Source organism: Acinetobacter sp. Tol 5 (genome assembly GCF_019702905.1).
Classification (GTDB): domain Bacteria; phylum Pseudomonadota; class Gammaproteobacteria; order Pseudomonadales; family Moraxellaceae; genus Acinetobacter; species Acinetobacter bereziniae.
Genome location: NZ_AP024708.1, coordinates 3,568,412 through 3,591,452, shown reverse-complemented (window position 1 = coordinate 3,591,452; position 23,041 = coordinate 3,568,412). Strand labels below are relative to the sequence as shown.

Annotated in this window: 20 protein-coding genes, 1 tRNA gene and 1 pseudogene; 11 read left to right on the top strand and 11 right to left on the bottom strand. The window is 36.9% G+C overall.

From position 1 onward, the window contains the following. Positions 1–19: 19 nt before the first annotated feature. From pgaD to TOL5_RS16745, 5 genes are all read left to right on the top strand, one after another. The gene (gene pgaD, locus TOL5_RS16765) at positions 20–433 is read left to right on the top strand and encodes a poly-beta-1,6-N-acetyl-D-glucosamine biosynthesis protein PgaD (protein WP_004828110.1); all 414 of its coding nucleotides are present in this window, start codon (positions 20–22) and stop codon (positions 431–433) included. A gap of 58 nt (positions 434–491) precedes the next feature. Further along, the gene (locus TOL5_RS16760; protein WP_221260519.1) at positions 492–1,634 is read left to right on the top strand and encodes an acyltransferase family protein; all 1,143 of its coding nucleotides are present in this window, start codon (positions 492–494) and stop codon (positions 1,632–1,634) included. A gap of 123 nt (positions 1,635–1,757) precedes the next feature. Continuing rightward, positions 1,758–2,675 (top strand): HARLDQ motif MBL-fold protein, encoded by a 918-nt coding sequence (locus TOL5_RS16755; RefSeq protein WP_151959681.1) that lies wholly within the window; start codon positions 1,758–1,760, stop codon positions 2,673–2,675. Between the two features lie 136 nt (positions 2,676–2,811). Beyond that, positions 2,812–3,447, top strand: a complete 636-nt coding sequence (locus tag TOL5_RS16750) for a hypothetical protein (RefSeq protein ID WP_221260518.1) — start codon at positions 2,812–2,814, stop codon at positions 3,445–3,447. Positions 3,448–3,607: 160 nt separating this feature from the next. Beyond that, on the top strand, positions 3,608–4,189 hold the full coding sequence (locus tag TOL5_RS16745; RefSeq protein ID WP_042089369.1) for a hypothetical protein: 582 nt from the start codon (positions 3,608–3,610) through the stop codon (positions 4,187–4,189). On the opposite strand, the gene TOL5_RS16740 is transcribed toward TOL5_RS16745, so the two are convergent. The 5 genes from TOL5_RS16740 to TOL5_RS16720 form a co-directional block, all read right to left on the bottom strand. Continuing rightward, positions 4,183–4,557 (bottom strand): lysozyme inhibitor LprI family protein, encoded by a 375-nt coding sequence (locus TOL5_RS16740; protein WP_227543955.1) that lies wholly within the window; start codon positions 4,555–4,557, stop codon positions 4,183–4,185. The genes TOL5_RS16745 and TOL5_RS16740 overlap by 7 nt on opposite strands. A 49-nt stretch (positions 4,558–4,606) precedes the next feature. Then, positions 4,607–5,161, bottom strand: coding sequence for a TetR/AcrR family transcriptional regulator (locus TOL5_RS16735; RefSeq protein ID WP_151797799.1), 555 nt, complete (start codon positions 5,159–5,161; stop codon positions 4,607–4,609). 40 nt (positions 5,162–5,201) lie between these two features. After that, complete coding sequence (locus TOL5_RS16730; RefSeq protein WP_221260727.1) at positions 5,202–6,119, bottom strand: alpha/beta fold hydrolase; 918 nt, start codon at positions 6,117–6,119, stop codon at positions 5,202–5,204. 47 nt (positions 6,120–6,166) lie between these two features. Continuing rightward, complete coding sequence (locus tag TOL5_RS16725; protein WP_009585800.1) at positions 6,167–6,955, bottom strand: crotonase/enoyl-CoA hydratase family protein; 789 nt, start codon at positions 6,953–6,955, stop codon at positions 6,167–6,169. Positions 6,956–7,229: 274 nt separating this feature from the next. Continuing rightward, a complete protein-coding gene (locus TOL5_RS16720) occupies positions 7,230–8,780 on the bottom strand; it encodes a hypothetical protein (protein WP_221260517.1) in 1,551 nt (516 codons plus the stop codon). A gap of 423 nt (positions 8,781–9,203) precedes the next feature. On the opposite strand from TOL5_RS16720, the gene nfuA reads away from it, so the two are divergent. Together nfuA and TOL5_RS16710 are read left to right on the top strand one after the other, a co-directional pair. Beyond that, positions 9,204–9,842 carry a Fe-S biogenesis protein NfuA gene (gene nfuA, locus TOL5_RS16715; RefSeq protein WP_004828129.1) on the top strand — a complete coding sequence of 213 codons (639 nt, stop codon included), beginning with the start codon at positions 9,204–9,206 and terminating at the stop codon, positions 9,840–9,842. Between the two features lie 293 nt (positions 9,843–10,135). After that, positions 10,136–12,169, top strand: a complete 2,034-nt coding sequence (locus TOL5_RS16710; RefSeq protein WP_199995795.1) for a ligand-gated channel protein — start codon at positions 10,136–10,138, stop codon at positions 12,167–12,169. A 32-nt stretch (positions 12,170–12,201) separates the two neighbouring features. Here TOL5_RS16710 and TOL5_RS16705 read toward each other — a convergent pair whose 3' ends face one another. Together TOL5_RS16705 and TOL5_RS16700 are read right to left on the bottom strand one after the other, a co-directional pair. Beyond that, complete coding sequence (locus TOL5_RS16705) at positions 12,202–13,212, bottom strand: hypothetical protein (protein ID WP_221260516.1); 1,011 nt, start codon at positions 13,210–13,212, stop codon at positions 12,202–12,204. After that, positions 13,209–14,258 carry an alpha/beta fold hydrolase gene (locus TOL5_RS16700; protein WP_121773962.1) on the bottom strand — a complete coding sequence of 350 codons (1,050 nt, stop codon included), beginning with the start codon at positions 14,256–14,258 and terminating at the stop codon, positions 13,209–13,211. The genes TOL5_RS16705 and TOL5_RS16700 overlap by 4 nt, the downstream gene beginning before the upstream one ends. Before the next feature lie 323 nt (positions 14,259–14,581). Between TOL5_RS16700 and TOL5_RS16695 the strand changes: the two genes are divergently transcribed. Continuing rightward, positions 14,582–15,196: a carbonic anhydrase gene (locus TOL5_RS16695; RefSeq protein ID WP_004828139.1), complete on the top strand. Its 615-nt coding sequence runs from the start codon at positions 14,582–14,584 to the stop codon at positions 15,194–15,196. A 68-nt stretch (positions 15,197–15,264) separates the two neighbouring features. Here the strand turns inward: TOL5_RS16695 and TOL5_RS16690 are convergent, their stop codons facing one another. Then, positions 15,265–16,620, bottom strand: coding sequence for an OmpP1/FadL family transporter (locus TOL5_RS16690; protein ID WP_004828141.1), 1,356 nt, complete (start codon positions 16,618–16,620; stop codon positions 15,265–15,267). A 520-nt stretch (positions 16,621–17,140) separates the two neighbouring features. After that, entirely contained in the window at positions 17,141–18,259 is a 1,119-nt protein-coding gene (locus TOL5_RS16685) for a Fic family protein (RefSeq protein ID WP_199995793.1), read from the bottom strand. Between the two features lie 160 nt (positions 18,260–18,419). On the opposite strand from TOL5_RS16685, the pseudogene TOL5_RS22535 reads away from it, so the two are divergent. Then, positions 18,420–18,611: pseudogene (locus TOL5_RS22535) on the top strand (IS3 family transposase); the annotation flags it as partial. Between the two features lie 56 nt (positions 18,612–18,667). Here TOL5_RS22535 and TOL5_RS16680 read toward each other — a convergent pair. Then, positions 18,668–18,743, bottom strand: a tRNA-Arg gene (locus TOL5_RS16680). Between the two features lie 72 nt (positions 18,744–18,815). After that, on the bottom strand, positions 18,816–20,186 hold the full coding sequence (locus TOL5_RS16675; protein ID WP_221260515.1) for an amino acid permease: 1,371 nt from the start codon (positions 20,184–20,186) through the stop codon (positions 18,816–18,818). A 319-nt stretch (positions 20,187–20,505) separates the two neighbouring features. Between TOL5_RS16675 and prpF the strand changes: the two genes are divergently transcribed. Next, a complete protein-coding gene (gene prpF, locus TOL5_RS16670; protein ID WP_199935104.1) occupies positions 20,506–21,693 on the top strand; it encodes a 2-methylaconitate cis-trans isomerase PrpF in 1,188 nt (395 codons plus the stop codon). 256 nt (positions 21,694–21,949) lie between these two features. Next, complete coding sequence (locus tag TOL5_RS16665; protein WP_004828151.1) at positions 21,950–22,912, top strand: diguanylate cyclase domain-containing protein; 963 nt, start codon at positions 21,950–21,952, stop codon at positions 22,910–22,912. The last annotated feature ends 129 nt before the right edge of the window (positions 22,913–23,041 follow it).

Here is a 23,041-nt window from a genome sequence, read left to right as displayed (position 1 = left end):
GTGCTTTTGAGATATGAAAATGAAAACTGAGTCTTTGATTATTGATGTACGCAAGCAGTTACCTTGGCATCGTCGTTACTTTTCAACAACCATCACTGCAATGTTGTGGGCATTTTGGTTGTTGCTTTGGAGACCGATTGTTATTTTGATTGGATATCTTTCTTTAGAAAAGCCACAATTGGTACACTACTTTTTTAATGCTTTTGCAAAAGCTCTAGAAAGTGGTTTGTTTGCTTTAATTGCTTGTGCGATTTCTTTGTGGTTGTGGAGTAACTTTGTGCCTGCTAAAACTAAAAAGGAAGCAGAAGCAAAATCTACTCAGGAATATGCTGATTATTTTAATCTGAATGCTGATGCATTGGTGCAATCTCGTCAGCAAAAAGTGGCGACAGTACACCATGATGCAGATGGTCGTATTACTTACATTGACTAAGGGTTGAGTCAATAAAAGTCCCACTGGTTGGGGCTTTTGTTTTCATAGGGAATAATAGATGTCCGCAAAAATAAATTCGGCAGAAAGTATCCGAGGCTTAGCCTGTTTAGCTGTCGTATTTTCTCATCTTGCCATGAGTTTTTTTCCATATTTACATCACTTTGATCCTCATGAAACCACGGATCTTAAATGGGTGTATCACGTACATCATTCGCCGTTTGGTTTTTTTTACTCAGGCGATGCAGCTGTTTTTGTTTTTTTTGTATTGAGTGGCTATGTACTGAGCTATGCCATCTTAAAAAGCCCGCAGCAATTTCATTCTAAAATCAAGAATATGATGATTAAGCGTTATCCACGCTTAATGATTCCTGCACTCGCATCATGTTTGCTGATCTGGTCAGTCTTTAAAATCATTCATATCGATAGCCAGCATGTGGGGGCTTGGTTACAAGCATTTGCAGTACAAAATTACAGTTTTAGTCATGCACTTTATGAAGGCACGATAGGTGCTTTTCTATTTTCTGAAAGTGATATCAATTGGGTCTTGTGGACCATGACCATTGAGTTGATGGGTTCATTTGTCTTATTTTTTTTACTTTATCTTTATCAGTATAAAAAGATAGCATTTTGGTTCGCATCACTACTGATTCCCTGCCTTGCATTTATATGGCGCGGACAAGGGTTTAGCTTTGGTATTTCGAGTTTTATTATTGGAATCTATATTTATCTCTATGCGAAAACATTGCCCAATTTGATTGCGATTCTCATGTTGTTCACAGGTTTGTATTTTGCAGGAGCGCACAATACCAGTACAGCATATGCGGGTCTTTATCATATCTTAGGTGAAAACACCTATGATTATGGCAATTTTATTGCAGGAATCTTGATTGTTTATAGTGTATTGATGAGCCCATTATTATCGCGACATTTGGATCATCCTATTTTGGTGTGGCTCGGTAAATTATCTTTTTCCATTTACTTACTGCATTTGTTGATGTTGTATTTGGTGTGTATTCCACTGTTTAATTTGTTTTTAACTTGGCATTGGGCATATTCGTGGGCTGTTCTTGTTTCTGGTTTAAGTGCAATTGCTGTGACTTTAATCGTTGCAAATTTTTATAGCCGATATGTTGATCAATTTGCGATAGATAGCAGTAATCGTATTGCAAACAAAGTGCTTAAGCCCAGAAATAAGCCATAAGTTATAGTTGAAAAAGTTTTTTACAATTACAGCTGTATTTAGCTGTTTTTTAGACAGCTAAAGTTTGAAAAATATCAGGATTTGAGAAAATATAGCGGCTCTTTGTCAGCATGGATCGCTTATATGCGCCTGATCAAATCTATCGTTGTTTCGTTAATGGCAATGAGTATTCAATTTTCACAAGCTGCAACCTTAAATTCACAACAAGCATTGACTGAAGCCCCACCGATGAGTCTGTTTGAGCTGTGGAATGCACCGATTGAGCCTTTTAAAATTTTCAACCATGTTTATTATGTCGGTACTGAAAATCTTTCTTCAGTCTTATTTGATACAGGTGCAGGTTTGGTTCTCATTGATAGTGGAATTGATCAATCTGCGGTGCAGATCAAAACTAATATTGAGAAATTGGGTTTTAAAATCACCGATGTTAAATATCTGTTAAATAGTCATGCACGTTTGGATCAGGCAGGTGGTTTTGCCAAATTAAAACAATGGAGTGGGGCAAAACTGATTGCCAGTGCAGAGAATGCTGAGATGCTCGCCAATGGCGCCAGCACAGATTTTGCTTTGGGAAATCAATTGCCATTTCCTCCTGTAAAAGCGGATCTGATTTTTAAAGATGGCGAGCAGTTAAAGTTGGGGCAACAAGTCTTTACAGCTCATGCTACACCTGGGCATTTACCGGGAGCGACTTCATGGACAACCGAAGTGCAATATCACTTTAAACATTATCAAATTATTTATGCTGATAGTTTATTTACAGGGGGCTATCATTTATTAAATAACAAAAATTACCCTCATATCGTGACGGATATGCAAAAAACATTTCAAACGTTAAATGCGATTCATGCTGATATCTTTTTGGCAAATAAAGCTGATCGTTTCAATATGAAGCAGAAATTGATTAGACTGAAAGCAGGTGATCAAAATGCATTTATTGATCCAGATGGATTGCAAAATTATGTGGCAAAAGGTAAAGCAGAATTTGAGCAACAATTACAACAACAGCAAAGCTTGGCACAGTTAAAGACCTTACAATAATCATTTTTAAATGTTCTATACGTACGGATAGGGTGTTGTATCATTTAAATATTGATACAATGATGCTTGAATCGATCATTTCTTTGCTAAAGTATTGAAGTGATCATCCTTTATTCTAAAAATATAGAAAATCGACATGAAAATACGATCATTCCCATCCTTTTTATTGATCTGTGGTTTAGTGGCAACAGCACAAATCTATGCCAAACCATTTGAACAATTAGCCGTTCAAACGAAGCTTTCTAATGAATGCACACAAGATGACAGCGACATATTTACTGCACAAACTTACCAGTTAGGTTCAACAAAAGTCGGGTTAAAGAGCTATTCATGCCAAACCAAGAAGCAAAATAAAGAACAATATTATTCAGCGTATGGATTGCAGTTTAATGGCAAAAAATCAGTCTATTTTGTCGATCATATTGTTGATGCTATTGGTTATGTAGGCGGTAAATCTGAGAAGGTTGATGCAAATACTATCGTCTTTGACAATATGTACGAACGTGGAGGGGACCTGATTATTGTTTGGATGCAAGACTTACAACATATTCATCATCTAAAAGTTCATTATATGGCATCAGATGAAGGGGGAGTAAAACTCTATAGTCGAAACAATCAGATCTACATTCAAAAAATTGTTTTAAAAGAACTTGATGGTGACAAGCCAATTTATAAAAATGTAGGAAAACCCATTACTTTAAAGAAGATTCCAAACAAAGGGCTTGAATTTTCAGGTGGGAATTTAAAGCTATTTCAAACAACTGCTGATTAGGTATTGTAAAGAAAGAAATTGTTACGTTTAAAGCTGATCAGTTGATTTTGATCGTTATACAATTCAATCAGTATATCACTAAAAAAACAATCAAAATATCTAGCTTTAAACTTGGCAAATACGTCTGAACTAAGCTGTATTTTATGTTTGAGATGAGTCTATGTTGAAATTAATCATTGTTTTACTCATTTTGATTGCACTCTATGTGTTATGGCGTTTGTTCGCTAAACATAAAATTAATGCAGCCGTTGAACAGCAAAGGCAAGACCTTTCCAAATGGATAAAAAATCCACCCGAAGATCATGAATTGCCTGAAAAAACCAAGCTGATTAAACAGATGATTGATCAAGAACGGCAAAAAAACACCACAGAAATATCCTCAACACAAGATCCTATAGATCAAGTTGAACAGCAAGTTATGACCGAACCAGAAACTGCCAATGAGTTTCAGGTCACTGATGAAGATCAACGTTTATTTGATGCTGCAGCACAATTGTTTTTTCAGCAGGCGCTACAAACCAAAGATTTTTCTCAAGCGGGGCATATTCAGCATGATATGTTGAGTAAGATGCCAATGAATACACAAAGTCAAGTTGGCTCATTTGACTTTGGTGAATGGTCTATTTTTTGGAATTATCATGACCAATCGCTTGAATATTATGTTGGGCGTTATGGCGTGTTCTACGCCCATGTCGATCATCAGGGGGTAGAACATAAAGCCGAGTTCAAAGACCGTTATTGATTTTCCAATAAACTGGTTAATTCTTTGAGTCGAAATTGTGTCGCATTCATTTCACAGTCTAAATGTGCAAAGCCTGAAGCTAAGCCCATTGCACCATAATATAAGCTTCCCGTAAGTTCTGTACATTGCGCATCACGATAGCTCAGCCAAGCTTTTTGTGCTTTTTCCAGCAACGCTTTATTTTTAGCATCATATTGTTGGTAGATTCGTTGATAGATCTTATTCATTTTTACCTTATCTGTTTTGAGCTGCTGCTCCATACAGCTATAGGTCTGTAGTTGATCTGTCTGATTGCATTTGGCATATGCAATGCTACAGATACTGGTTGAAAGGAAGGCATAAAAAATTAAATTTGTTAAATATTTCATCATTTAAATCACTGAAGTTATGCATGGGTTAAAGTTGAATAAAATTATTTTATAGTAGTTGCAGCACACGTTTTTTGACTTGATCCAAATAGAATATATCTTGATAAAGTCGATACATTAAAATTGCTCCTTCATAATCTGCTACAGTTATTTTGGCTGCATTTTGAGCATCTTGCTCGTTGAGTGTTTGTTTAAAGAGTTGATATAAAACATGCTGCCAATCCTGAAAAATGGTGCGAATCTTTTGCAACACTGTGTAAGATATATCATTGGCTTCTAATGAAAGAATACCCATGAGACAGCCTTTTATTTCATAACTAAAAAAAAGTACTGCTTTTTCATGTATGGTTTGAAACTGGGTAGATGTATCAATGACAGTAAAGTCTTCAAGCTTAAACAAAGATTGATTTAGATATTGATGAGTATGTTCTAAAACTTGCATCAATAAAGCTTCTTTACTTGGGTAATAATAATAAAAAGAGGCTTTACTCAGTCCGCATGCTTTTGCCAACATATCCATACTTGTCCCAGCATAACCATGTGCTTTAAATTGTAAAGCACAGCTATTGAGCATCTGTTCAGTAGAAAGTTTTTGTGGACGCATAGCTTACCTAGAAAATCTACAAATTTATATTGCGCTGTATTTATGAACAAGATGGTATTAAACTCTCAAAAGTAGCTAACATTTTATCCCAAATCTGTTCCGAACCTTTTCGAAAATATCCCATATGTCCAATCTGTTGAAGTCCGAAATCTTCTGCTGAAATATTGATAAAATGCATAGGCGCATTTTTATAATGTTGCATAAATGCATAACGAGAGTTCGGTAAAGCCCAATCATCATCCAAAGCTGCGACAGCATAAATCGGCGTTTTGACTTGAGCATATTGGTCATGCAATGTCTGTTGTTCAGGATCAGCAAAAAAATAAGTTGGATTTTTACACCATTTACGCCACTGTTGATATACGCCTTTTGGAAGATCAGCCCCCATATTGAGTTTACTCCAAGGTAAATAACCCGTGATAGCGACCATCGGGGGAAACACGATATTCCAAATCACCTGGACTTTAAGTTTTTCTTTCAAAGGCATATAGCCGTGCCATCCAGCACCTGTACCGAAACAATACATTGCTGTGACTTTATCGTGATTGGGGGTTAGTCCAAGTGCCTGACCACCATAAGAATGTCCCACAACAAATAAAGCAGTGTCATCTTCAAAAAAGTAGTCAATCGCACCTGCAAGATCTAATTTGCCCCAGTCCAGATAAGACATTTTAAAGCCTTTTAGTTGCCGTGGTGCAGACTTGTCTACACCACGGTAATCAAAGCAAAGCACTTGATAGCCCATTTGCGAAGCATATTCAGAGAATCGTCGATAGAATGCCTGTGGTACACCTGTTGCACTGGAAACCAGTAAATTGGCTTTAAATGGATGGGTGGTTGGTGTATATCGAGTTCCAACGAGTGTATAACCATCCAAAGCTTGAAATGTGACCGATTCACATTTAAAACCATTTTCTTTCGAGGGTTGTATTTGTGCGAGGTGGTTTATATTTGACATCATCTTATCTCTAATTTTTTGGCATTGCTAAATCTTAAAATAATGATTTATTGACCCTTGAACTGTGGAGCACGACGTTCAATCATGGCTCTTACACCTTCCTGTGCATCTTCAGAGTTGAGCAACGGCGTCAATAAATTTTGCAAATTACCAAACGCAACTTCAGGGCTGTGTAAAAATGCTTGATGGGCAGAATGCAGCGCTGCTTTAACTGCAAGTGGTGCCGCACTTGCAATACGTTCAGCTAATTCCAATGCACGAATCAACTGATTATTGCCTTCAACGACTTCGGTAACCAAATTCATTTCATAGGCTGTTTGTGCATTGAACAAATCACCTGTGAGTACATATTTCATGGCTTTTGCCCAGCCTGCGGCTTGTACGAAACGTACTGTTGCGCCACCGAAAGGCAAGATACCACGTTGTACCTCGATCTGCGTAAACTGGGTATTTTGATTGGCAATGACAAGATCTGAATTCAACATCAGTTCAATCCCTGCGGTATAACAATAGCCTTGGACTGCTGTAATCAATGGTTTTGTTCTTTGGCGCCCTACAGTCCCCCAAGGATTAACCATGTCATCAGTAAAACTAAAAACGCCGTCAGCTAATTTGGGTTGTAACTCAACCAAATCTAAACCCGCGGTAAAATGTTCACCATGTGCAAAAACTACCGCACAGCGAAGCTCAGGATTGTTTTCATATTCCGTGAGCGCAAGTGATAGGTCATGGATCATATGGCTATCAAAAGCATTACGCTTATCTGCACGATCTAAGCCGATTAAGAAAATATGACCTCGGATTTCTCGGCTTACTTTTCCTTGTGAATTTAACATATTGTTGTTCTCGCTTTAGTTGTTTTATCTATTTTTAAACGATCGTTAGAAAACTGTCAATTGTATAAAAATGACGCGATCGTTTAACTGTGTATAACATATTTTTTTAAACATTCAATTGATCAAATTTATTCATCTTAAGTGAGTTTAAGTGGTAAATAACATGATGCTGTAATCAACACTTTGAACAGTTAAAGATTTTTATATTTAAAAGAAATGCCCATTTATCATAAATAAATGGGCATTACCTGATCAACTTTTTAAAGTTGAACAATTATTTTTTGGTTTTTCCTAAAATCTTCTGAATAGGAAGCTTATCCGTTGCAAAGCCATAAATCGCTGCAAAAGGAAGTGCTGTACGAGCAAGGTAGGCAACACGCCATAAACCACCATGATTCGCACCTTCCATCATCAACTCTAATGGATGTTCCATTTGTGTTGCTGGGTTGGCAACCGAGTTTGGGTTTTTGAGATCATGAATCCACAATGCCGCCATGATCGAATTGGTGGTTTCAGGGCTAAATGCTTCAACATCAAATAAACTTGCACCATTAAACGCAGCTTTAAGTAATGGATTTTTAGTGACAGAGTGGGTCGTGGTTGATGGGGCAATATTGATACTGACATGTTGCCCTTGATGTCTTGCTAAAGTCGCACGCCATTGTTGAATGCGTTTTGCTAAAGCATAGTTCGGACCTTGCTCAACTACTAAACAGTCAGCAATGCCATAAGCTTTGCCATTTTCAGAGTGTATTAGCTGCTGATTGTTATTTTTAAAAAATTGTTTTAAAGAGAGTGCTGAGATACTTTGGCTGAGTATTGTTTCAAATTTTGATCGTTGTTTAAACTTTTCTGTAGCACCTTCAATCACTTCTTTTGGCACTGCATAGACATCCGTTGGCGTACACATATACATCAATGATGAGTCAGTTTTTTGTTCACTGACATTGCTCATGATACTGTCCATTGCGATTGAAACACGCACATGCTTTTCACCATCTAGATATGCAATAGATGCCAAGTCTAGTTTGTGTGGGTTCTCGCATAACCATTGCGTAATTTCAGGAATTTGGGTGAGTAAATTTGCTCCAAGCTTGGTTTTTAGTTCATTCAAATCATTGCTGTCATTGATTTGTTGTAAGCTTGGTGCATAGAGGGTGGCATTACCATTTTGAATAGTCTCGAGAATTTTCCCCCAAACACGCTCATTGGGTAAATCCACTGCAACAATATTGGCTTTCCATTGAGCTAACCACGTCAAAGGACCTGCTTCTGAGGCTGCGCCGAATAAAACCAAAGTACGGTCAGATAAATCAAACCATTCTGGATGGGCAACCACTTCTCTTAAGGCATCCGCATGGCTGGTTTCAATAATGCCTGCTTCTTGCCATGTCTGAATTTGTTTGAGTAAGGCTTCACCTGAAAGTTTTTGTCCATGATAAGGAACAAACCATTCGGGTTGTGCATCCGATTGTCCTTTAATCGTGATGGTTTGAATTTTGTCTAAGAGGGGAACTGACATCACGTCTTTTAAGGAATAACGCTGCCCATCTCTGAAAAAGTCAAAGCTGTGTTGAGCTTTATGTAAGCCTTGTTTTGCAATCGTGATCGCGTTATGCGTAGTTTGAATGCCGTTTTCTACCAATGCTTTAAAATAAATGGGATAATTTTTACGCCAGTTTTTTTCATCCAACACCTTTTGAGCATTGATATTGTCAACCAATGACAGTGCCTCAGCAATAATTTCCTTACCCACTTGGGAGCTGCTGCTTTTTTGGGTTTCAGGATGAACCGTGAATTGTAAACCTTCATTTGAACTGGACATGCAAAATATCTCGTTTTACTTCATCATTAATATACAGATGTATACATTATCCATGCCAAATTCAGGAATCGAGTGGCATAATCTGACAAAATGCAGCTCAATTGGTTGTGCGATTGTAATGTCACATCAAACGAAATGTTGAGATGAGATTGGGTTGTTAAAAATACTTTAGCTGAGTCAGTGTATTTCACATATTTCAGTCATGTATTGCTTTGGAATTGATGGATTACACTTGATCTTACTGGTAAAAATTTAGCGATTGAAAAGCTTTTTTTTGATGTGAATGAGGATAATTTTTGTCTCGAATTTTGAATATCTTATGTTTTTACATCTTTTTAATTTAATTCCGACAATTTTAGTTGATTTTTGGTCATTCAGCCTCATCTTCAGTTAAAATACCGACTTCAGCTTGAGGATAGAGTTATGTCGACTGAGAACACCAATACTGCAGTTGCAGAAGAAATTCCAAATTTATTGATTACTCCAAATGCGCAGGAGTATTTAAAAGATCTTTTGGAGAAGCAAAATACTCCAGGAATTGGCGTTCGTGTATTTGTTGAAAATCCAGGGACTCCACGTGCAGAATGTTGTATGGCGTACAGTGCGCCTGATGAAGTTGCTCCAACAGATTACAAGCAAGATTATCCTGATTTTCCAGCATTTATTGATACACCATCTATTCCATATCTAAAAGATGCGGTAATTGACTACAATAAAGACCGTTTTGGTGGTCAATTAACATTTCGTGCGCCAAACTCGAAAGTACCACGTGTTGGTCCAGATGCGTCAATGGAAGAAAGAATTACCTATATTCTTCAAGCGGAAATTAATCCAGGACTTGCAGGGCATGGTGGTAACTGTGCTTTGGTTGAAGTTATTGAAGATGAAGAGCATGGTTTAACGGCTGTATTGAAATTTGGTGGTGGTTGTCAGGGTTGTTCAGCAATCGATGTCACATTGAAGCAAGGCGTTGAAACTACCTTAAAACAGCACATTCCAGAGTTAGGTCGTGTGGTAGATCAAACTGATCATAGTCAAGCCGAAGGTGCATACTTCAAATAATTTGTCTCATCAATATACTGATTCAAAGTGATTCAAAAAAGCCTTCGAAAATTCGGAGGTTTTTTTTGGCAATTTAATTTTGGTTTAATTTTTTGAATTTTATCAACCTTAAATGAAACTTAAAAAAATAGGAAAATCTTAAATATAAGCGCAAAAAACGTATAAAAAATAATCAAACAAATAATAAAAATGAGAATAATTCTTAATATTGTTTATAATGCTGTGGTGTTTTTATTACACATTGTATCTCAATCTTCATTGTCTATTCATTCTTAGCCTCTTTGGAATACCTTATGTTGACTCGCCGTATCATCCAATCTGCGTTATCTCTCTCCATTGTTACCGTTATGGTGGGCACTGCATATGCAGCTAACTCACAAGACACTTCAAATAAAGCAGAAAATCAGTCAACAGAAGCGACAAAACTAGACACAATAGTTGTGACTGCAAGTGGTTTTGAACAAGAAGTTAAACAAGCTGCTGCATCTATCTCAGTATTAAGCCAAGAAGATATTAATAAAAAAGCATATCGTGATATCACCGATGCATTAAAAGATGTGCCAGGTGTTGTGGTCACTGGTGGGGGAAGTTCAAGTGATATTAGTATCCGCGGTATGGGAAGTGCTTATACGGTTATCCTGATTGATGGTAAAAAAGTAAATACGCGTTCAGTTCGTCCGAATAGTGATAACTCAGGTATTGAGCAAGGGTGGATGCCGAGTATTGAAAGTATTGAACGTATTGAAGTCATTCGTGGTCCAATGTCTGGCTTATATGGTTCAGATGCTATGGGTGGCGTTATTAATATTATTACCAAAAAGGTTTCAGATACTTGGACCAGTTCGGTTAAATTAGACACGACACTCCAAGAAAATAGGGATTCTGGAGATATACATCAAGCAAACCTATATGTTTCTGGTCCATTGATTCGTAATTTATTAGGTCTAAAAGCCAATGGAACGTTTTCACAGCGTAATGAAGATGACATCATTGGCGGCTACAACAAGCAACGTATACGAGCAGGCGGTGCGACACTGAGTTTGACGCCAAATGCTGAACATACCATTGATTTAGAATATCAGCGATCGATTCAGAATCGTGATCAAACAGTGGGTAAAACTATTGCTAATGTGCCAGGACGAAATGGCAAGCTTCCGACCGATTCATATACAGATTACTACCGCACTGAGTATAGTTTGACTCACCGTGGTGAAATTGGTGATTTAAAAACCCATTCTTATGTTCAACGTGAAGAAAATGATAATCCTTCACGTAGCATGGAAGCCATCAATACAACTTTTAATACCTTGAACCAAATCAATTTAGGTTCCCATGCTTTAAGCTTTGGAGGAAGTTATTTAAAAGAAGAGCTTGAAGATTTTGGAAACCAATTGAGTGTTGGGGGAACAAAATTAACAAACCTAGATCGTTATAGTTGGGCTCTATTCGCTGAAGATGCATGGAATATTGTAGATCCATTCACGATCACTGCATCATTACGCTACGACAAAGATGAAAAGTTCGGTGATCATTTCAGTCCGAAAGTCTATGGTGTATGGACATTGAATGATAACTGGATTATCAAAGGCGGTGTGTCAACTGGTTATAAAACACCAGCATTACGTGCCACTGTTGCAGGATGGGGACAAGCCACAGGTGGTGGTCAGTCAAGTGGTATGATTGTAGGTAACCCTGACTTAAAACCAGAAACCAGCGTGAACTATGAAGCATCAATCAACTGGGACAATAATGAGGATTTAGATGCAGGCTTCACGGTATTCAATAGTGAATTCAAAGATAAAATTACAGAAATCCGTACTTGCCAAGGAGACTCTGGAAGTATGAATTGTCCTTGGTTGGGGCAAAATTTTGACTTTGTTAGTCAACGTATCAACGTAGATAAAGCAAATATGCGAGGTATTGAGGCAACTTTTGGTTGGGCAATTACCCCCGATGTTCGATGGGCTACAAACTATACCTTTACGGATACTGAACAGAAGAGTGGGGCATTCAAAGGGAAACCATTAAACGAAATGCCAAAACATATGTTCAATACCACTTTAGATTGGCAAACCAATGATCAAGTGGGAATGTGGAGCCGTTTAAACGTCAGAAGTAAAACATCTGAGTATTTAAGCCGTACATCAATGAGTAATGGTAAACCTGCCTATGCAATGGTAGATATTGGATTAAACTATAAACCTTCAAAAGTATTGCAGTTCAATGCAGGTATTTATAATTTATTTGATAAAACCATAGAAACTACGACTTATAATTACGTGTTGGATGGTCGCCGTTACAATTTAGGTTTAATTTATAAATTCTAATTTCTAAATTAAAGTGAGGAAGAAAAGGCGCTTTAAGCGCCTTTTTCTAATTTTAAAATATTTAAAGTTTTATCTGAATAATAGAACTGTTCTAAATAGATTCGTGCACGATTTTTTAAATGTGTAGATGAAATCATTCTTTGGATCACAGGTTCAAGTAAAGCCTGTAATTCATGTTGAATCAATGCTTCATCAATATTGATGTCAGATAAAATCAAATCAAACTGACGCTCTTGGTTTCGAGCATACCAAGTAAGTATGCCATCATGAACTTGTTTCTTTAAATAGTCTGTTTGACGGATATGTTCCCAAATCTCATGACCCATCCCTACTGTTTTTGGTAAGTCATTAATTTCTACATACTGACGAAGTACACCAATCGGGATTTTTTTAATTTTGTGCCATAGATTGGCTTGAAAATGATACAGCTTGTTGTCATCAAATTGTTGATTAATGACTTGTTCACTAAGTTGGCTGATTTTGATAATATTTTTTTGCAAATAATGCTTAACAGTATCATCCAAATTCGTGTCTGTGACAGATTCCAAGACGGATTTTCCCATCTTCATAAAACGTCCAACACCAGGAACTTTTTTATTCATGACTGAATTATCGATATAATCTTGAATAGAATGGTGAATCAGCTGAGTCAACATACTCGAAAATGCAGGATTATTAACATTACGTTTGATCAAAGCTTGGCGATGTCCTGATTTGCTTGCAACATATTGGGCGATTTTATCAATCGTCGTAACAGGGATAATATCTTCAATTAGGGTTTCATCATTGCTTGGATGAATTAAAGCAAAACGAGTATGTTCAGCAATCTGTTCAATCAGAAAATCACTCGCAGGCGTTGCTAAAACCTGCTTATATAATAAGTCATTAATTTGCGAAAATGACCAGATTTCTTTTAAAGGTTGTTTTCTAAACCAATGATAAAACTCTGTAAATTCAGCTTTAATAGTCTCAGGCTGAGAAAAAGTTTGATCTAAAAATACCAATTGAGCGTCGATTAATTGTTCAATGAGAGGATGTTTCATTTTTTGAACTCGATTTGTGTATGCCTAGGCTCAGACAATGGATTTTGCAGGGGTTGTACTTTATTTAAAAAACTTAAATAGTAATCCGCAACTCGTTCTGGTGCTTCTAATAATGGCATATGACCAACACGAGGTAAAAGCACAGGTGTTTCAGGTCGTTTTAATACGGATTTTAATTCATTGGCAACATCAGCATTGATGATCTGATCTTGTTGACCCCATAAAATTAATGTCGGCGCTTCAATGTTTTTTAACATGGTCGTGAATGTTGTAGGGGTGTACAGTCGATTGAGGGCGTCAATTTGATTGATGATTTTTGCTGTATCTTGTGATTTAGCGATAAATAATTTTTCCTGTTCTTCCTTAATTACACTGGCTGTAAATGGAGGATTGAACATAACTTTTTTCATGACAAAATCTAAATCACCTTTCTGAGTGATGAGCAACTGCCTCAAGTAGATTGGATTTTTTAAATAATTGGTATTGGTCGATTTAAAAATACCTCCAGTACTCATCAGAAATAAACTTTTGGTGTCAAATGGGTACTGAGAAGCATAAAACATAGCGATGGTTCCACCCAAAGAGTGTCCGGCTATGTTTAAATTATCTTGGATATGTGCCGCTTCAATAAAGCGCCGAAGTTGTTCCGTGACATTAGGTACAGATAAATCAAAATTTGCTGGAACCTGGGTACTTCCTGCAGATGGTAAATCAGGGATAATTACGTGATAGAAAGGTGTTAATGATCGCGCAGTCTCATTCCACGTATCACGACTACTGGCGAGACCATGAATCAATAAAACCGTCGGTTTATCTTTTGAGCCACCTTCGCTGTAAGACCAGACTACATCACCCACACGTAATGTTTTAGAACTTAGCCCTGCCCAAGCACGTTCTTCTTGCACGATTTTTAAATAGTCGACATATTCTGGTGTATTGGAAGCTGCATAAGTCTGGCTTGCCAAAAGAATGCTACTGACAGCTGTCAAACTTAATAACATGTTATTCAAAAAACGAAGAATTTTCTTTAGGGGCAGATCAAACATGCATAGAGTTCCTAACAAAAGACTTGGCATTATATAAAGTAAAAATATTATTCATGATCATAATTTTTTCAGCATTTGCTCGGAAAGTAATATTTGTCATTTTTTTGCCAAAAGAATAGACAAGAAATGAGCAAATTAAATAACTATTTTGTAATGTAGTTAAATAATTTAAATAAAATTGTGAATTATATCTATATATTTTTGTGATTCTAAGGGGAGTCTCATCAATAACAAAAATTGTAACAGAGTTTATTTTTAGTCAGTGACATTCAAATTTTACAGCATTAAAATAGTCCAAATCTCCGCACAATGGAACATAGGATATGCTAACTGCTCAAGAAGCTTTAGAACGATTAAAACAAGGTAATGAACGTTTTGCTCATGGTGAAACCAATCTGACTAAATTTTTGACGCATCAGCAACGATCTGAAATGGTAGATAGTCAGGAACCTTTTGCCATCATTCTAGGTTGTTCAGATTCACGTGTTCCAGCAGAAATGGTATTTGACCAAGGATTTGGTGATTTATTTGTGATTCGTGTGGCAGGGAACATCGTTGCGCCTTCACAAGTAGGTAGTGTTGAGTTTGCTGCAGATAGTTTTGGTTGCCCATTAGTTGTGGTTTTGGGACATAGTCATTGTGGTGCGATACACTCCACCATCGAGGCGCTCAAAAATCCAAATACGCCGCCATCTGCAAATCTCATGTCAATTGTCAATCGTGTACGCCCGTCCGTTGAAATTCTGATGCAAACAGAATTAAAAGATGATTTAGAAAAATTATCGATGCATGCTGTGAAATCAAATGTTTTTGCATCTGTAAATCAATTACGTCATGGTTCAGCCGTTTTAGAGAGTTTAATTGCGCAAGGTAAACTGAAAGTTGTCGGGGCTGAATATTCTTTAGAAACTGGTGAAGTTTCGTTTTATGATTTTTAGTCCTATCATTTTATAGAAGACATAAAAAAATCCCACGCTAGGTGGGATTTTTTATGTCTATAGATTGCTTAGAATCTATAACCCATTTTTAAACCATATGCGATTGCATTGTTGTCTTTAAATTCAGCAACATAATCATTACCGCCAGCTTGAGCACCAGTTTGTGCTTTAGCATCGCCTAACCAGAAGTATTTCACACCACCAGCAATAAATGTTGATGGAGTAGGGCTATACTGAACACCTAAACCAAGGTTCCAATAACCTTCAGTTGGACCAAGAGTTGTAATAGGGTTACCCGCACCTGAGTCCCAACCAACAGATACATTTCCAGCCCATTGTTCATTCAGTTTACGACCAACACCAACAGTTGCAGAGAATTGATCTTTAGAATATTCAACGAGGTTAAAGCCATTTGGACGTGCATTGTTCGGATTTGCTAAACCTAATAAGGGACCAACTGCAGTTGAAACATTACCAAACTTGTAAGGGCGGATAGAGAAGCTAGACCAATCTACCCAGCGCAAGTTTGCAAATGCAACTGTATTTTCCATGATCCCTGTTTGGAAGTCTAAATTTACAGATTGTGGTGTTGTAATTTTAGTTTTCCCAGACTCTTTGTTGGCAGCTAATGCTTTCAATAATGCTGGTGTCATTGCTGCACCAGTGTTGCCTAAGCTTGCAAGTAAGCCTTGTAATTGTGATGCAGGCATTGCACCTAATGCATCGGCAATAGCAATAGTTTCTGTAGCATCTGCATCATGATCAATTTCAGAGCGATAAGTTACAGATGCTTTTAAAGCGATATCTGGAATCTGGAATGCCGCACCCGCTAACCAACCTGCACCACTTGTTTCTTTAATTTTTGCATCATAGCCATTATATAAGCTATATGCTTTACCACGAAGACTTACATTACCTTTAACTGTTTGGTAAACACCACCACCATAGAAATTAAAGTTTTCATTTGGTTGGAAACCAAAAATCATTGAAATATTTTGCGTATCAACTTTTACTTTAGTGTTTCCAGTCACGCCACCAAGTTGAGTGGTCGTAATTGGCAAACCAGTCAATACTGGATCAGTTGGAGCCGCAACAAATTCATTGGTTCCATTGTAGGCTGCATCTGCACCAAATGGTTGATCATAGAGTAAACCAAATGAAAAATTATCTGTAAGTTGAAGCTTTAATGCAGCAGATGGGAAATAATAATCATCGCCCATATCATTAATGTTACGTCCACCCATTGCTGCAGTTTCTTTTCCTTCAACAGTTGGGTCTAGAACAGAAATTCCTGCTTCAAAATAATTGCCTGGCTGTAAAAAAGCAGAAATGGATTGACCTGAACGATCTAAGGCTGCGGCAAAAACGCCAGTTGCTGGCAAAGTTGCAACAATTAACGCGACCGATAGATTTTTTAATTTCATTTTAATTTTTCCCTAATATAATAAAATGAATACTTTGAATTACTTAAGTTTTGAGTGAGAAATAATTTTGATACCTAAATAACAACTCAAAGTTACTCCTAGTTACAAAATAACATATAAAAAATAAGAGTAAATACTCTAGGACACTAATTCTCGAAAAAAAAATGAACTATATAGTTTAATTAATAAACATAAAGTTTTGTGCTAAATTAAAAACCATTATTATTTAAATAGATATGTTTAGTTTTGTCATTAAAAGTTTTGGTTTTTCCCTATATTATTGATCGCGTAATTGTGTGAAATATGATCAGGTGAAAAAATGAGACTTTAGTTTGATTGAAAACCAATTATTAGAATAAGACCTGAAGAAATATCCATTATTGTCTATAAAGTCATGTTTTTATCAATAAGTTTATTTATGTGTCTTACGGGACTCGAACTGTTAGGTTATCTCATTGAATTTTAAATTGATAGTTTATGAAGCAAATTGATTTTACCGTAAAAAATAAAAGTACTCTGTTTATAATTGAGTATTGATCTGATAGCGGGTATTGCGCCCACCACCTTCCAACTTGATTATACACTCTTTTTCCAGCAAGTCAGATAAGTGCCGTGTAGCTGTTGCTTTACTCACTTTAGCAACCTTTTGATATTGTGAGGCACTGATACCATGTTCAAAGCCATTTTCACCACCATCTAATAGACGATTTAATACTTTACGTTGTCCTTCATGGAGATCTAAGTTTGAATACTTATGCCAAAACCTACTTTTAAACAATGTTCGATGAATTTGCTTTAACGTCGTTTCAAGGCTATCACTTAAGGTGTCTAAAAACCAAACAAGCCAATTTGTGATATTGGAATCACTTTTTTGGGTTTGTTCTAAAATTTCATAGTAACTTTTGCGTTTATTTAATATCACGGGGGACATCGCATACAAACGTATGCTCTGTTCATCCATTTGTGCTAATGCAAGGTCTGTGAGGGTACGTGTAATACGACCATTACCATCATCAAAAGGGTGGAGTGTGATAAACCATAAGTGTGTGATACCCGCACGGAGTAGGGGGTCAAGCAAAGCATTATTTAGACTATGATTAAACCAATTGATAAAGGCTTCTAAACGTTCTTCTAGTCCCTCTCTCGGAGGTGCTTCGAAGTGAACTGTTGGGTGATCCAATCGATCGGAGACAACCTGCATTGGTTCTGAACCTCTGAGTTGACCAATACGTAAGCGCTGCATTGTCCAATCAGGGTCATTAAAAAGCCATTGGTGCCATTGCATAAGACGTTTAACAGTAAGTGGTTGTTTTACGTTGTTAAGCGCATCCAGCATGATGTTGGCTAAGCCTTCAGATCGGTCTGAACTTGGGTAAGGTTGTTCAAGGGTAACACCTAAACGTCGGGCAAGAGAGGAGCGTAATGAATACACATTTAAGGTCTCATCTTCAATCGCTGACGATGCTACAAGATTGGCAAGTAGAATATCTAAGGTAAATTGTTCTTTGGCTAAATCATATTGACTTTGCCCAAGTAAAATTCCAATTTTTTGATGAATTTGTCTAGTTTTGGGTAAGATGGTTTCATCTTCCCATGTGAAGTTTATCCAGTTGTCACTTTGCCAAATCCAATCTTGCATTTTAATCTCCACCTTGAACCTTTCCAAGGTGAGCTAAATATAACATATATTTGGCTCAATAAATGAGCTGAATGTGATGCTTATTTGGTTCATTTATACTCATGTACTTCTATTATTGACTATGAGGTACATTATTGCTGAATCACTTTCTTTAATTAGATGTCTCATATTTCAACTTCATCAGACCTGTTATCGTTATAAAGCTCAATTAGATGGGCAAAATAAGACGATTGCAGCCTGGTTACTGGTGCTCACCACCGAGAATAAAACTTGAGGCTTTTCGCTTTACTTCTTGTATCTACGTAATGTCAAAGTCTACCTATGGCATCACAAATGTGTTTACCGAATTTATTGTGTTTAATTAATTATTGTATCAGTGACATGTGGGAGTGTTTGGGGTTAATGATTTGGTGCGCCCTGCGGGACTCGAACCCACGTCGGTCGCTTAGGAGGCAACTGCTCTATCCAGTTAAGCTAAGGGCGCGATAAGTCAATAATTTACCGTATATGCCTATGAAAAAAAAGCTATTATCGAGATAATAGCTTTATGTTCGTTCTATTTTTCTTCTGGTTTTATTTCATTCGGATTCAAAATATCAAATAAAATTAACATCAATGTGATCCATACCGGAATCATCAATACCGATTCTTTAAAACCTTGATCCCACATGATATATAAAACCACACCAATAAAGATAATCACCACAAAGTTACTCATTGGAGCCCATAGAGCAGGGTATTTACTGGTTTGATTGGTCAAGCGTAATGCACGTTTAAATTTTAAGTGGGTCAAAGTGATCATTAACCAGTTGAGTACTAAGGCGCCTACAACCACATACATCAAATGACTTAATGCGTCTTCTGGCAAATAGTAATTTAACGGCACACAACCTAAAATCAAGAACGCAGAAAGTAGGACTGATGGAATAGGTACGCCGTGTTTATTGGTTTTGGTAAAGATTTTAGGTGCATTTCCTTGCTTGGCTAAGCCATAAAGCATACGGCTATTGGCATACATACCACTGTTATATACAGAAAGTGCTGCGGTCAAGATAATGAAATTCACCAAGTGGGCTGCCCATGCGATCCCAATCATACTGAAAACCATGACGAATGGACTTTTGTCTAAACCACCAAAATTTAACTGATTCCAAGGCACCAATGATAAAAGAATAATCATTGAACCCAAATAAAAAATCAAAATACGAGGCACAACTTGATTGATTGCTTTTGGAATGGTTTTTTCAGGATCTTTTGCTTCAGCCGCAGCCATACCAACTAATTCGATTCCGCCAAATCCAAACATAAGGAAAGCCAGCATGAAGAATAACCCTTCAAATCCATTGGGGAAGAAACCACCATGCGACCATAGATTTGAAAAAGCGATACCGGATGTAACATCTGCGGTAAGTATCAGATAAATACCGAAAACAATCATGGCAATAATTGCAGTGACTTTAACAATAGATAACCAAAACTCTGATTCACCGTAGAATTTAACATTTCCTAAGTTGATGAGTGTAATCAGCACAAAGAAAAACAGTACCGAAATCCAATTGGGGATTTCAGGCCACCAATAGTTGATATATTTACCTACAGCCGTGAGTTCTGTCATTGCGACCAGAACATAAAGCATCCAGTAATTCCAGCCCGTCAAAAATCCTGGAAATTTCCCCCAGTATTTATTGGCAAAATGACTAAAAGAACCCGCAACAGGTTCATGAACAATCATTTCCCCCAGTTGACGCATAATTAAAAAAACGATCAAACCGCCAATTGCATAACCCAAAATAATGGATGGCCCAGCTTTTTCGATGACATGTGCTGAACCCAAAAACAGTCCTGTTCCAATAGCGCCACCCATGGCAATCAATTGAATATGACGATTTTTAAGTCCACGTTGTAACTGTGTAGACTCGTTGCTCAATGTATATAGCTCTATTTATACGAATTTAAATATTGTAATAGATTGGTTACTTTTAGCCTAGTATCGGATTGATTTATAAAGGAGAACTGCAAAGTCAAAAAACAGTATCTCCAAGTTTTTGTTTAATTTTCAATGCAATAAGTTTTATTTTAGCTTTTTAAATTTATATTTAAACTGGTGGATATTTATTCAATTTTCATTTTTTTATTTCATACTTAAGTCAATCAATCCGTGTTTTTTCAAAAAAAAAGGGTAATATAAAACTGAATAATGATTCATTATTTTAGACAACAAAGATAATTGAAAGGAATGCGATAAAATGAGTTTTGCACCGCAAATCAAAATCCCTGCAACCTATATGCGTGGGGGGACCAGTAAAGGCGTGTTCTTTAGGTTGGAGGACTTTCCGGAACGCGCGCAAACAGCTGGACAAGCACGTGATCAATTGTTACTTCGAGTGATCGGTAGTCCAGATCCTTATGGAAAGCAAATTGATGGCATGGGGGGTGCAACATCAAGTACCAGTAAAACGGTGATTTTGTCAAAGAGTTCACAACCTGAGCATGATGTAGATTATCTTTTTGGACAAGTTTCAATTGATAAAGCATTTGTGGATTGGAGCGGTAACTGCGGAAATCTCACTGCTGCGGTAGGTTCCTTTGCAATAAGTAATGGTTTGGTCGCAGCAGGTCGAATTCCTGAAAATGGTATTTGTACTGTTCGTATATGGCAGGCGAATATTCAAAAAACGATTATTGCACATGTTCCTGTAAGTCATGGTCAAGTTCAAGAAACCGGAGACTTTGAGCTAGATGGTGTAACCTTTCCTGCGGCAGAGGTACAAATTGAATTTTTAGATCCTGCGGACGATGGCGAAGATGGCGGAGCAATGTTTCCAACAGGCAATGTGGTTGATACTTTAGATGTGCCAGAAATTGGTACATTCCAAGCCACTTTAATCAATGCAGGAATTCCAACAATTTTCTTAAATGCAGAAGAGATTGGTTATACAGGCACAGAATTACAAGATGATATTAATGCTGATAGTGCCGCTTTAGCGCGTTTTGAAAAAATTCGTGCTTATGGTGCATTGAAAATGGGCTTAATTCAGGACATTAGTGAAGCTGCAAATCGTCAACATACTCCGAAAGTGGCATTTGTGTCTAAGCCTAAAAGTTATACTTCTTCAAGTGGTAAACAAGTGACACAATCAGATACAGATTTACTGGTTCGTGCACTGTCAATGGGTAAACTTCATCACGCAATGATGGGAACAGCAGCGGTGGCAATTGGTACGGCGGCAGCTATTCCACAAACCTTGGTGAATTTGGCTGCTGGAGGTGGTGAGCGCGAGGCAGTACGCTTTGGTCATCCGTCAGGAACGCTTCGAGTGGGTGCACAAGCTTTAAATGAAAATGGTCAATGGGTTGTAAAAAAAGCCATCATGAGTCGTAGTGCACGAGTGCTTATGGAAGGTTGGGTACGTATTCCTGCGGATAGTTTCTAATCTCTTTTCAGATTTAAAGCTTTATCGATTGGTCTAATTCATTTCGACAAAAAACCTTGCTTATGCAAGGTTTTGTTATTTTGTGACGTTTGTCGTCAATTGCATTATTTTTGAGTGGTGTATTGCATAATATTAATTATATTATATAGAAACTTATTTTATTGAATGCTTTTTCGACGTATTCAATCTTGTATTTAGAGGTGAATTCAACGCTGATTTCACTTTATTCAAAAATAAATCAGCTTTGAGGTGGTGTATGGAACAAGAGCTTATAAAACTACAAGCTAGCCTTGAAAGTTTGAAAGTTTTTGAATATTTACAAGATATAGATAAATTGCATTTGGTTTCGTTTATTTCGCAGATTCCTTTACCGATCGCTTTGCTTGATCAAGAGGCACGCTTTTTAGGTGTGAATCAAAAGTTTGCGGATATTTATGAAAGTGATGCACTGTATTTGTTTGATAAGTTGCTAAATACATTTTCTACAGTGGTTTTTGCCCATTTTAATGAAGCAATGCGCCATTTTGCAAAAAATCAAAATGATTTTGAGCAGGAATTTTATGTCAAAGGAAAATTCTATCTCTCTTATTTTAAAGCAATTCGTAATCAAGATAATGAAATTGAAAGGGTTGTGGTGGTTTGCTCTGATATCACGCGATTAAAACGACGTGAAAATGTTTTATTAAATAATAATCGAAAGTTACATAATCACCTTTATTTGGATTTGGTGACAGGCTTACAAAATGCTTTTGCTTTTGATCATTACCTAAGTGAAAAATGGAAAAAGAATCAGCAAACAACAATTTCGTTCATTAAAATTGATTTAGATGACTTTAAGCGTTTTAACCAACTCAACAGTTATACTGCTGGAGACGATATTTTAATTCGGTTGGGCGCTGTACTTAGCGAAGCCATCAGTCAAACTGAAGCACAGATTTTTCGTTTAAATTCAGCAAGTTTTGTCGTTGCGATAGCGCAGTTGACTGAGTGGGCAGTCATGACACTTGCTGAAAGATTTAGATTTGCCATTACCGAAGAAAAAATATTTTTTGGAAAAAACGATGAATATCTAACGGCATCTATTGGGATTGTGCATTTAGATCCAGAACATCAAAATGTAGAAGTTGATGTTAAAAAAGAACTCGATTTCGCTGTTCGTTACGCAAAGAAAAAAGGCAAAAACTCCTTATTTTTATTTAAAAATTTAGGTTTGGATTAAATAAAGCTTTAGTTCTGTATTTCGCATATATGTATGCCAATAAATGGGTGAGAATTATAATCACTCATAGTAGAATGTCTCTGACTCATCCAATATATCCATTTTTTTGAAACTTGATTTCTAGTTTTA

Coding starts and splice junctions, on each gene's coding strand:
- pgaD (WP_004828110.1), top strand. CDS start 20: ATGAAAACTGAGTCTTTGATTATTGATGTACGCAAGCAGTTACCTTGG.
- TOL5_RS16760 (WP_221260519.1), top strand. CDS start 492: ATGTCCGCAAAAATAAATTCGGCAGAAAGTATCCGAGGCTTAGCCTGT.
- TOL5_RS16755 (WP_151959681.1), top strand. CDS start 1,758: ATGCGCCTGATCAAATCTATCGTTGTTTCGTTAATGGCAATGAGTATT.
- TOL5_RS16750 (WP_221260518.1), top strand. CDS start 2,812: ATGAAAATACGATCATTCCCATCCTTTTTATTGATCTGTGGTTTAGTG.
- TOL5_RS16745 (WP_042089369.1), top strand. CDS start 3,608: ATGTTGAAATTAATCATTGTTTTACTCATTTTGATTGCACTCTATGTG.
- TOL5_RS16740 (WP_227543955.1), bottom strand. CDS start 4,557: ATGAAATATTTAACAAATTTAATTTTTTATGCCTTCCTTTCAACCAGT.
- TOL5_RS16735 (WP_151797799.1), bottom strand. CDS start 5,161: ATGCGTCCACAAAAACTTTCTACTGAACAGATGCTCAATAGCTGTGCT.
- TOL5_RS16730 (WP_221260727.1), bottom strand. CDS start 6,119: ATGTCAAATATAAACCACCTCGCACAAATACAACCCTCGAAAGAAAAT.
- TOL5_RS16725 (WP_009585800.1), bottom strand. CDS start 6,955: ATGTTAAATTCACAAGGAAAAGTAAGCCGAGAAATCCGAGGTCATATT.
- TOL5_RS16720 (WP_221260517.1), bottom strand. CDS start 8,780: ATGTCCAGTTCAAATGAAGGTTTACAATTCACGGTTCATCCTGAAACC.
- nfuA (WP_004828129.1), top strand. CDS start 9,204: ATGTCGACTGAGAACACCAATACTGCAGTTGCAGAAGAAATTCCAAAT.
- TOL5_RS16710 (WP_199995795.1), top strand. CDS start 10,136: ATGTTGACTCGCCGTATCATCCAATCTGCGTTATCTCTCTCCATTGTT.
- TOL5_RS16705 (WP_221260516.1), bottom strand. CDS start 13,212: ATGAAACATCCTCTCATTGAACAATTAATCGACGCTCAATTGGTATTT.
- TOL5_RS16700 (WP_121773962.1), bottom strand. CDS start 14,258: ATGTTTGATCTGCCCCTAAAGAAAATTCTTCGTTTTTTGAATAACATG.
- TOL5_RS16695 (WP_004828139.1), top strand. CDS start 14,582: ATGCTAACTGCTCAAGAAGCTTTAGAACGATTAAAACAAGGTAATGAA.
- TOL5_RS16690 (WP_004828141.1), bottom strand. CDS start 16,620: ATGAAATTAAAAAATCTATCGGTCGCGTTAATTGTTGCAACTTTGCCA.
- TOL5_RS16685 (WP_199995793.1), bottom strand. CDS start 18,259: ATGCAAGATTGGATTTGGCAAAGTGACAACTGGATAAACTTCACATGG.
- prpF (WP_199935104.1), top strand. CDS start 20,506: ATGAGTTTTGCACCGCAAATCAAAATCCCTGCAACCTATATGCGTGGG.
- TOL5_RS16665 (WP_004828151.1), top strand. CDS start 21,950: ATGGAACAAGAGCTTATAAAACTACAAGCTAGCCTTGAAAGTTTGAAA.